Source organism: Massilia aerilata (assembly GCF_042656905.1).
GTDB lineage: Bacteria > Pseudomonadota > Gammaproteobacteria > Burkholderiales > Burkholderiaceae_D > Telluria > Telluria aerilata.
On sequence record NZ_JBHSMZ010000007.1, the window covers coordinates 88,316 to 97,778 of the forward strand.

The 9,463-nt window shown below is 67.4% G+C and carries 5 protein-coding genes, 3 tRNA genes and 1 pseudogene; 8 read left to right on the forward strand and 1 reads right to left on the reverse strand.

The annotated features are described in order from the left end of the window. Positions 1–14 precede the first annotated feature (14 nt). The 4 genes from ACFPO9_RS12545 (at position 15) to ACFPO9_RS12560 (ending at position 5,581) form a co-directional block, all read left to right on the forward strand. Positions 15–1,163: a class I SAM-dependent methyltransferase gene (locus tag ACFPO9_RS12545; RefSeq protein WP_379771223.1), complete on the forward strand. Its 1,149-nt coding sequence runs from the start codon at positions 15–17 to the stop codon at positions 1,161–1,163. Positions 1,164–1,228: 65 nt separating this feature from the next. Beyond that, positions 1,229–2,197: a J domain-containing protein gene (locus tag ACFPO9_RS12550; RefSeq protein WP_379771225.1), complete on the forward strand. Its 969-nt coding sequence runs from the start codon at positions 1,229–1,231 to the stop codon at positions 2,195–2,197. 172 nt (positions 2,198–2,369) lie between these two features. After that, positions 2,370–3,995, forward strand: coding sequence for a tetratricopeptide repeat protein (locus ACFPO9_RS12555; RefSeq protein ID WP_379771227.1), 1,626 nt, complete (start codon positions 2,370–2,372; stop codon positions 3,993–3,995). Continuing rightward, positions 3,992–5,581 carry an HDOD domain-containing protein gene (locus ACFPO9_RS12560; RefSeq protein ID WP_379771228.1) on the forward strand — a complete coding sequence of 530 codons (1,590 nt, stop codon included), beginning with the start codon at positions 3,992–3,994 and terminating at the stop codon, positions 5,579–5,581. Before ACFPO9_RS12555 ends, ACFPO9_RS12560 begins: the two co-directional genes overlap by 4 nt. Here ACFPO9_RS12560 and ACFPO9_RS12565 read toward each other — a convergent pair. Next, positions 5,547–8,807: an EAL domain-containing protein gene (locus ACFPO9_RS12565; RefSeq protein WP_379771230.1), complete on the reverse strand. Its 3,261-nt coding sequence runs from the start codon at positions 8,805–8,807 to the stop codon at positions 5,547–5,549. The two genes, ACFPO9_RS12560 and ACFPO9_RS12565, sit on opposite strands and share 35 nt — an antisense overlap. Positions 8,808–9,013: 206 nt before the next feature. Here ACFPO9_RS12565 and ACFPO9_RS12570 point away from each other — a divergent pair. From ACFPO9_RS12570 to ACFPO9_RS12585, 4 genes and pseudogenes are all read left to right on the forward strand, one after another. After that, positions 9,014–9,098 (forward strand) — tRNA-Tyr (locus ACFPO9_RS12570). Positions 9,099–9,152: 54 nt separating this feature from the next. Next, positions 9,153–9,226: transfer RNA gene (locus tag ACFPO9_RS12575), tRNA-Gly, on the forward strand. 11 nt (positions 9,227–9,237) lie between these two features. Beyond that, positions 9,238–9,312, forward strand: a tRNA-Thr gene (locus ACFPO9_RS12580). A gap of 84 nt (positions 9,313–9,396) precedes the next feature. Continuing rightward, positions 9,397–9,463 (forward strand): annotated as a pseudogene (locus tag ACFPO9_RS12585) (GTP-binding protein); the annotation flags it as partial.

The window sequence follows — 9,463 nt, forward strand, 5'->3', positions numbered from 1 at the left end:
CCTACAATGGCCGGATGTCCCTACCCGTACCGAATAGCGACGCGCTGGCCGCGTCCCAGGCCTTGCAGCGCCTGATTGCTGCCGAGATCGCCGAACGAGGCGGCGCCATCCCGTTTTCGCGTTTCATGGAACTCGCGCTGTACGCGCCCAACCTGGGTTATTACAGCGGCGGTGCGGCCAAGCTTGGCAGGGACGGCGACTTTACCACCGCGCCCGAGATCAGCGCGCTGTTCGGCGCCACGCTGGCGCGGGCAAGCGCCGCTATTATGGCCCAAAGCGGCCCCAATATCATCGAATTCGGCGCCGGCACCGGCAAGCTGGCGCGCGACGTGCTGACCACGCTGGCCGAACTCGGCGTGCAGGTCGACAGCTATACCATCATCGAACTGTCGGGCGAGCTGCGCGCGCGCCAGCAGGAGGCGCTGAAGGATTTCCCCCAGGTGCGCTGGCTGAACGGCATGCCCGATGGTTTCCACGGCGCGGTGCTGGCCAACGAGGTGCTGGACGCCATGCCGGTCGAGCTGGTCATGAAGGAGGGCGCCGGCTGGACCCGCCAGTACGTCACCATCGCCGCCGGCGCTTTTACCCTGATCCCGGGTGAGATCGACGCCGCGCTGCTGGAACAGGTCGAGCGCCAGATTCCGGACGCCTCCCAGCTGCAGGACGGCTACCTGACCGAGGTGCACCCGGTGGCCTGCGGCTTCATGCGCTCGCTGGCCGAAATGTTCAAGAACGGGAAGGGCGCGGCGCTGCTGTTCGACTACGGCTTCCCGGCCCGCGAATATTATTTCGACGAGCGCAGCAGCGGCACCCTGATGTGCCACTACCGCCACCACGCGCACCCGGATCCCTTTTATTTACCTGGCCTGCAGGACATCACCGCCCACGTCGACTTCACCGCCATGGCGCTGGCCGCGCAGGACGCCGGCCTGGACGTGCTCGCGTATATGAGCCAGGCCTCCTTCCTGCTGGCGGCCGGCATCGGCGAACTGCTGCTGCGCACCGACCCCGAGGACGCGCTGCGCTACCTGCCGCAATCAAAGGCTGTTCAAAAATTGGTGTCGCCGGCCGAAATGGGGGAACTCTTCAAGGTCCTGCTGGTCGGGAAAGGTGTGGAGGCCGACCCTGCAATTGTGCGTGCGGACCGTAGCCACCGGCTTTAAAATCTGACAACTTGCGCGCCGGATATAAACCCGGCTATGCTGTACCGTCACTATGCTCCGACCTTATGGCCAAAATCCACACACACTATGACAATCTGAAGGTGTCGCGTCACGCGCCTCAGGAAGTCATTCGTGCGGCCTACAAGGCGCTGAGCCAGAAGTATCATCCCGACAAGAATCCGGGCGACGAACGCGCCGCCCGCATCATGGCGATCGTCAATACCGCCTACAACATCCTCTCCGATCCGCTGCGCCGCAAGGAGCACGACGACTGGATCGCCTCCGAAGAGTGGGAAGTCGAGTGGCTGGAAGGCAGCCATGGCGAGGAGGGCCAGCGCCCGCGCGGCGAGGCCCAATGGGAGCCGCGCCAGGTCGAGGCGCCGTCGCGCTGGCGCTTCCTGCTGGCGCCGCGCTGGTGGGGCGGGATGCTGGCCTTCTTTGCCGGCGGCGTGGTGCTGACCATCCTGCTGGTCGATCCGCCCAAGGTGCTGCCGGCCGCGCTGGCCTGGGCCGGCAAGACGCCCGCCACGAGCAGCGGCGCCGGCAATGGCGCGACCCCGAATTCCCCGCCCGATCCGCTCGGCGCCGACACCAGCAACGACGGCTGGGCCCGTCCGGCCGGCCAGAGCGACGCCCCGCCCGACATCAAGGCCCTGGCCGTGACCCAGCTGGTGGTGCCGGCGCGCGCGCCCGACTGCGATACCGACCTGCAGAGCCAGGTCTCGCCGAACGGCGACCCATGGCCGGCCCAGTCCGGCTACATCGACAGCTTCCCGGTCGGCAACCAGGGCGAGGAAATGCAGATCCTGGTCGACAACAGCAACAATCCCTCGCCGGTGCTGGTCAAGGTCTACGACCTGGATCGCCGCTCGAACGTGCGCCACGCCTATGTACTGGGGCGCGCCAGGTTCCTGGTCGACAAGCTCTCGGCCGGCAAATACGAGGTGCGCTACCAGAACATCGTGGTCGGCGGCACCCGTGCCGAGTGTGCCGGCGGCGGCCGCCGCCCCGTGCGCCAGGCCGCGGCGCAGTAATCCCATCCCTTGCCACCTTGATAAAGTGTGGTTTTCTGAGACAGTTCATGCGCCGTCTCTGGTGCGGATTTAAGTATTTTGTTCCCTGGACGTAATATACTCGGACAGCCCCGCGGGCCCATGCAGTCCGCGAGCCCACGCCCAACGAAGGCAGATCGGAAAACACCGGGATATGAACGAACTAGACGGGCTCAATGCCCTGATCATCGAGCCGCATGCCGGGATGCGGGCGACGATCCATAACATGCTGACAATGTGCGGCTTGAGCAAGGTTGACCATGCCGGCAGCTCCAACCAGGCGGTCAAGCACCTGGGCCTCAAGCACTACGACCTGGTGCTGTGCGAATACGCGCTGGAAGGCGGCCAGGACGGCCAGCAGCTTCTGGAGGACGTGCGCCACCACAAGCTGATGCCGCTGGCGACCATGTTCTTCATGGTGACGGCCGAGGGCGACTACGGCAAGGTCGTCAGTGCCGCCGAGCTCGGCCCCACCGATTACATCCTGAAACCCTTCACCGCCGACCGCCTGCTCGAGCGCATCGCCCGCGCGCTGGACAAACGCAGTGTGTTCCTGCCCGTGTACGAGCTGATGGAGTCGGGCAACCAGCGCGAGGCCATCGACCTCTGCCTCGAAGGCGAGGAAAAGTATCCGCGCCACGCGATCGATTTCCTGCGCCTGCGCGCCGAGCTGCACGTGTTCCTGGGGCAACCCGAGCAGGCCGAGCCGATCTACCGGCGCCTGATCGAGGCCAAGGCGATTGCCTGGGCGCGCCTGGGCCTGGCCAAGACCCTGTTCCTGCGCGAGCGCTTCAGTGAGGCGCAGGAGCTGCTCGAGGACCTGGTCGACAGCAACAAGAACTTCGTCGACGCCTATGACTGGCTGGCCCGCACCCACGAGGCGGCAGGCGCGCTGGACCGTGCCCAGGCGGTGCTGGGCGAGGCGGTGGCGGTGTCGCCGCACGCGGTGCGGCGCTTGCGCAAGCTGGGCGAGACCGCGCTCGAGGCCGGCGACCACGACACGGCGGAAAAGGTGCTGAAGCAGGTGGTCAGCAAGGCCAAGTACTCGGAATTCAAGGATCCGCAGGACCACGTGCGCCTGGTACAGACCCTGGTGCGCAAGGGCGACCCGGTGCAGGCGGCGGCCGTGATCCGCGACCTCGACAAGTCGATGGCCTTCCAGAAGGGCGCGGCGCTGTGCAGCGCGATCGCTTCCAGCATGGTGCACGAATACACCGGCAACGAAGCGCGCCTGAACGAATCCCTGATCGCGGCGCTGGCCGCCAGCAAGGATGCGCCGGGGGTGGCGCCCGACCTGAAGCTGGAGCTGGCGCGGGTGGCGATCGAGAACAACATGGAAGAGGGCGCCGCCGAGGTGATGCGCGAGGTGATGCGCAACGCCCAGAACGGCGCCGCGATGGGCCGCGCGATGGCGGTGTTCGAAAAGACCGGCCATGGCGACCTGGCCCAGCAGCTGGCCAGGGAAAGCCGCCAGCAGGTGGTGGACCTGGTGGCCAGCGGCGCCGCCAGGGCGAAAGAGGGCGACTTCAAGGGCGCGGTGGCGCTGATGCAGGAAGCGGTGGCCAAGCTGCCCGACAACCCGCAGGTGGTGTTCAACGCGGCGCTGGCGGTCCTGAAGTGCCTGGACAATGGCGGCTGGGACGAGAGAATGGGCCAGCAGGCCATCGCCTATATCGCCGGCGTGCGCCGCCTCGATCCGGTCAACCCCAAGCTGCCGGCGCTGGCCGGCCTGCACCAGCAGGTGCTGAAGAAATACAACAAGGCGCCACGACGCAAATGAACGCTGTACCCCTTTCGCCTTTGGCGACGGACGATATTCCCGATGCCGGTGTGCCGGACCACCGCCGAGTCCGCGCCGCGCTGTTAAAAAAAGTCGGCGGCGAGGAAGACATGTTCGCGCTCGGCAGTTCGGTCGCGCGGGTGGTGCAGATGGCGTCCTCGGACGATGAAGGCACCCATGCGCTGGCCTATTACGTGCTGTCCGACGTCGCCCTCACCCAGCGCATCCTGCGCCTGGCGAACACCGTCAAGTACCGCACCGCATCCGGCACCGCCGTCACCACGATTTCACGGGCGATCTCCCTGCTCGGCTTCGACAACGTCAAGACCACCGCGCTGGCGATGCTGCTGGTGGATGCGCTGGCCAGCAGCGAGCATGCGTGGAGCGTGCGGGTCGAGCTGGAAGCCTCGCTGTGCGCCAGCCTGGTCGGGCGCGAGATGGCCCGCCACAGCTTTTACCAGGGCGCCGAGGAAGCTTCGATCGGGGCGCTGTTCAAGAACCTGGGCCCGCTGCTGGTGGCCTCCCACGAGCACGAGCGCTATCGCGAGATCAAGGCCCTGGCCGGTTCGGGAAAGCACAAGCTCGCGCAGGCGGCGCAGATGATCATCGGCTGCAGCTACGACGCGCTGTCCGAGGCCGTGCTGGGCGAATGGAAGATCCCGGACGTGATCATGCGCGCCCAGCGCCCGCTGCCGGAAGGCACGCTGAAGGTGGCGCTCAACCGCGGTGAATGGATGCGCCAGGTGGCATCCTTCAGCCTCGACGTGGCGAGCCTGCTGGCGAAGGACGGCGACCCGGCCGGCAACCCGGAGGCGCAGGCCCTGCTGGCGCGTTACGGCCATGCCCTGAACATCGACGGCAAGCAGCTGGACGAGTTGTTCGCGGCGGTGGCGCAGGAGATGACCGGCCTGCTGCAGAGCATGAACCTGGAGCCGGTGCCGCGCCCGCAGGAAAGCGACGGCGACGGCCTGCCCAACGTGCTGCTGCTGGCGACCCTGGGCGCGGGCGAGGAAGAGCAGGGCAACTACCCGAGCGGCAAGCCGAAGAATGCGCGCGAGCTGCTGCTGGCCGGCGTGCAGGACGTGACGCAGATGCGCGCCGCCGGCGGCCACAAGGTCAACGACGTGGTGCTGGCCGTGCTCGAAACGCTCCACACGGCGATGGGCTTCCGCTTCGCCACCATGGTCCTGAAGGATGTCAAAAGCGGCCAGTACCGCGCCCGTGTCTCCTTCGGCGCGGACAAGGCGGCGACCCAGGCCGGCTTCACCTTCCCTGCCGCGGCGGGCAACAACGCCGCCGCAACGGCGGACCGGCGCGACCTGTTCTTCCTGGCGATGGCGAACAATGCCGACCTGATGATCTCGGACGCCGCCAGCCCGAAGATCCGCGACCTGCTCCCAGCCTGGCACCGCCAGCTGCTGCCGGACGCGAAGAGTTTCATCGTGCTGCCGCTGGTGGTGGGCCAGGCCCAGCTCGGCCTGTTCTATGCCGACCGCATCCAGACCGCGCCGGAAGGCGTGCCGCCGGACGAGACTTCGCTGATCAAGGCGCTCAAGAGCCAGGTACTGGCTGCGCTTGCGCCCTGACGAAGTCGCCGAACTCGCGCGCCGGCATCGGCCGCCCGAACAGATAGCCCTGGGCTTCGTCGCTGTGCTTGTCGCGCAGGAAGCTCCGCTGGTACTGGGTCTCGACCCCTTCCGCCACCACCGATAAACCGAGCGAATGCGCCAGCCCGATGGTCGCGCCGACGATCGCGGCGTCGTTCGGGTCGTGCTCGATGTCCTTGACGAAGCCGCGGTCGATCTTGATGCGGTCGATCGCAAACAATTTGAGGTAGGCCAGCGAGGAATAGCCGGTGCCGAAGTCGTCGATCGCCAGCTTGAAGCCGCGCGCGCGCAGCTGGCGCAGCAGGGCGCGGGTGTTTTCGGGGTCGCGCATGGCGGCCGTCTCCGTGATCTCCAGTTCCAGCAGCGAGGGGTCGATCGGGTGCTGGTCCAGCAGCTGGTCGAGGCGGGCGAGCAGGGCGCCGCCGCCGAACTGGCGCGCCGACAGGTTGACCGCCAGGCGCAATCCACCGAGTCCCTCGTGCTGCCATTCCGCCAGCAGGGCCATGGCGCGCGCCAGCACCCAGTCGCCGAGCGGCAGGATCAGGCCCGATTCCTCGGCAATCGGAATGAAGCGGCTCGGCTCGATGTCGCCCAGTTCCGGATCGTGCCAGCGCAGCAGCGCCTCGGCGCCGATCACGCGCCCGGTGTCGAGTTCGACCTGGGCCTGCAGATGGACTTCGAAGCCGCCCTGCTCGAGCGCCGCCCACATCCGGTTTTCCAGCATCAGGTGCTCGTGGGTGGCGGCGTTCATGGCCGGCGAGAAGAACTGGAAATTGCCGCGGCCTTCGCGCTTGGCGGCGTACATCGCCATGTCGGCGTGGCGCACCAGGGTGTCGGCATCCTCGCCGTCGTCCGGGAACAGGGCCACGCCCACGCTGGCGCCGCTGTGCGCGGTGATGCCGCCCAGGTAATACGGCTGCTGCAGCGATTCGACCAGGCGCACCGCCACCGCCGTCACGCTGTCCGGCGTGAGCGGGCCGGCCAGCACGATGATGAATTCGTCGCCACCCAGGCGCGCCAGGGTGTCGGCGTCGCGCAGCAGGTCCTTCATGCGCGCGCTGGCGCCCACCAGCAGCTGGTCGCCGGCCTGGTGGCCGAGCGAATCGTTGATCTTCTTGAAGTGGTCGAGGTCGATGAACAGCACCGCCAGCGGCGCGTTCGCGCGGCGCGCCAGGGCCAGCTGCTGCGCCAGCCGCATGCCGAGCGCGGCGCGGTTCTCGAGGCCGGTGAGCGGGTCGTGGTGGGCCAGGCGGTGGATGTCGGCCTGCGAGCGGTGCTGCTCGGTCAGGTCGCGCAGGATGCAGACATACATCCGCTCGCCCGGCAGCTTGACCTGCGAGACCGACACCGCCAGCGGGAAGGGTTCGCTGCGCGCGTCGATGCCGTTCAGCTCGCGTTCGTCGGACGGCGCGCCGTCCAGGCGCCGCAGCAGCCCGGCGCCGTCTTCGCCGGCGGCGCCCGGCACCAGGGTGGTGAAGTCCAGGCCCTGCAGGTGGGGCAGCGGGTAGCCGAACAGCGCCGCCGTGGCCGGGTTGGCCGACACCACCACGCCGCCGGCGTCGACGGTGACGATGGCGTCGCCCGCATTGTCGAGGATGGCCTGCAGGCGCGCCTCGCGGTCGCGCAGGCGCGCGGTGCGGTCGGCCACCTTGGCTTCGACCGCGGCGCGTTCGCCGCTGGTCAGCAGCATCAGGGCGCCCAGCAGCGCGGTCAGCAGCAGGCCGGACGTCAGCACGGTCCAGCTGACCAGGCCGCGCTGCTGTTCCATGTAGGCGGGCGTCGGCGAAAACCGCAGCGCATAGGCGCGCCCGCCGTAGGACAGTCCTACCCGGTAATCGGCGCGCTGGCCGGGGCGCAGGAAGTCGCCCACCAGCGCATGCGGCTTGCCGTCGCTGACGTCGGCCAGGCTGTAGGCAAAGCCGCCGAAGCCGCTCCGTCTGACGGCCTGCTCGACGAAGGCATGCGCGTCCAGCACCAGGGCCAGCATGCCGGCCGGCGCCCGGCCGGGCTCGCCGGCCGTATGCAGCAGCAAGATCCCGGTGTTGCCGGTCGTGACCAGCTGCAGCGGCGGCGAGGCCACCGCCCGGGTGCTGAGCCATGCGCGCCGGGTGGTCTCGGCCCGCCCCGGCGCCGTCATGAAGTCGATGCCGCGCATGAAGCTGTTGGCGGGCGGCCAGGTATAGAGCATCGGCAGGTAGAGCGCGCGCTCGGCGGCCGGCCGCGCCTTGCGGTCGGGACCCAGTTCGCGCACGCCGGCGAAGTCCTTGTCGACCTCGGCGCGTACCCAGGCCTCGAAGGCGCTGCGCTCGGCGCCGCTCACCGGCACCATCCAGTTGAGCCCGACAATGTCGCGCCGGCCATCGACATAGCCCCTGGCGATGCGCAGGAACTTGTCGCGCGGCATGTATTTGTCTTCCGCGCCCAGGCTGCTGGCAAAGGTGCCGACGAAGCGTTCGTGCTCGTTCAGCTCGGCCTGCAGGTTGTCCGCCACCTGCTGGGCCTTGAGCCGGTAGGGCTGCAGGTGCTGTTCGGTTTCCCACTTGACGGCCTGTTCGTAGACCGCCACCACGGCGGCCGCCGCCAGCATCAGGGGCAGGGCGACCGGCAGGGCGCGGCTGCGCCACAGCGGGCGCGGGCGTCCGCAGATGATCCATACCAGCGGCGCCGCCAGCAGCACGCCGATGGTGTCGCCGGCCCACCAGTTGACCCAGTTGGGCCACACTTCCACTTGCGGCACCAGGCCCAGCCAGTACAGGGTGGACACGCTCATGCTGGCGTTGATCAGGGACATCAGGGGCGCCAGCAGCAGGAAGCGGCCGACGTCGCGCGCCGAATCCAGCGCCGACCGCGCCAGGCGCCGGAACCACCTGGCGCCGAGCCAGGCCTGGAGCACCGAGCCGGCGGTGGTGACGGCCAGGATCACGGCGCCCGCGGAGGGGGTGGCGTCGGGGCCGAGCCAGGCGCCGGGCAGGTGCAGCAGCGCGGAGCCGAGGGCGATCGCGGGGAGGATGCGCCAGCCGGTCGTGACCGCCAGCGCGAAGCCGGCGCCGGCCGGCAGGAAGACCGGGGTGGCATAGCCGGGAGGCAGGTCGAGGGCGTCGCTGATGAAGTGCATGGCCACATAAATGCCGACGACGAACAGACTCGCCAGCAGCAGCTGCGACCAGTGCCAACGTGCCGTACCGCGCGGTGGAATGCGGACCATGCTCGACCCCGTGTTTGGGAGCAGTCTAGCGGCTTCCGTCGATACGGGGCGCTTGAGATGAACTTTCTACAAACAGCCCTTGCGGAGTTGCGGTCGGGTCGCTACAATCACGCCCCGAAGCAACGACACTATGTGAGTCAGATCAGTTCTGATGAAACGGTAGTTGACAGAAGTTTGTCCGTGCTTCATACTCTGCGGTTCTTCGCGGTGGGGTGGCCGAGTGGTTAAAGGCAGCAGACTGTAAATCTGCCCTCTCTGAGTACGCTGGTTCGAATCCAGCCCCCACCACCAAAAAGCGTTGATCGTGTTGTGAATCGAAAGCAGTTGAGTTGAGAAGTACCTCGTGCGGGTGTAGCTCAATGGTAGAGCTGAAGCCTTCCAAGCTTATGACGAGGGTTCGATTCCCTTCACCCGCTCCAGTTTCAAATCAGCCCTTGTAGCTCAGTGGTAGAGCACTCCCTTGGTAAGGGAGAGGCCACGTGTTCAATCCACGTCAAGGGCACCAGAATTCAAAACGGCAGTCAGCAGTACCCGACCGTCAGGCGTGCCTGGTATTTTCAAAAAATCGTTAGGATCTTAGGAGTCAAGAATGGCAAAAGGTAAATTCGAACGGACCAAGCCGCACGTCAACGTCGGCACCATTGGTCACGTTGACC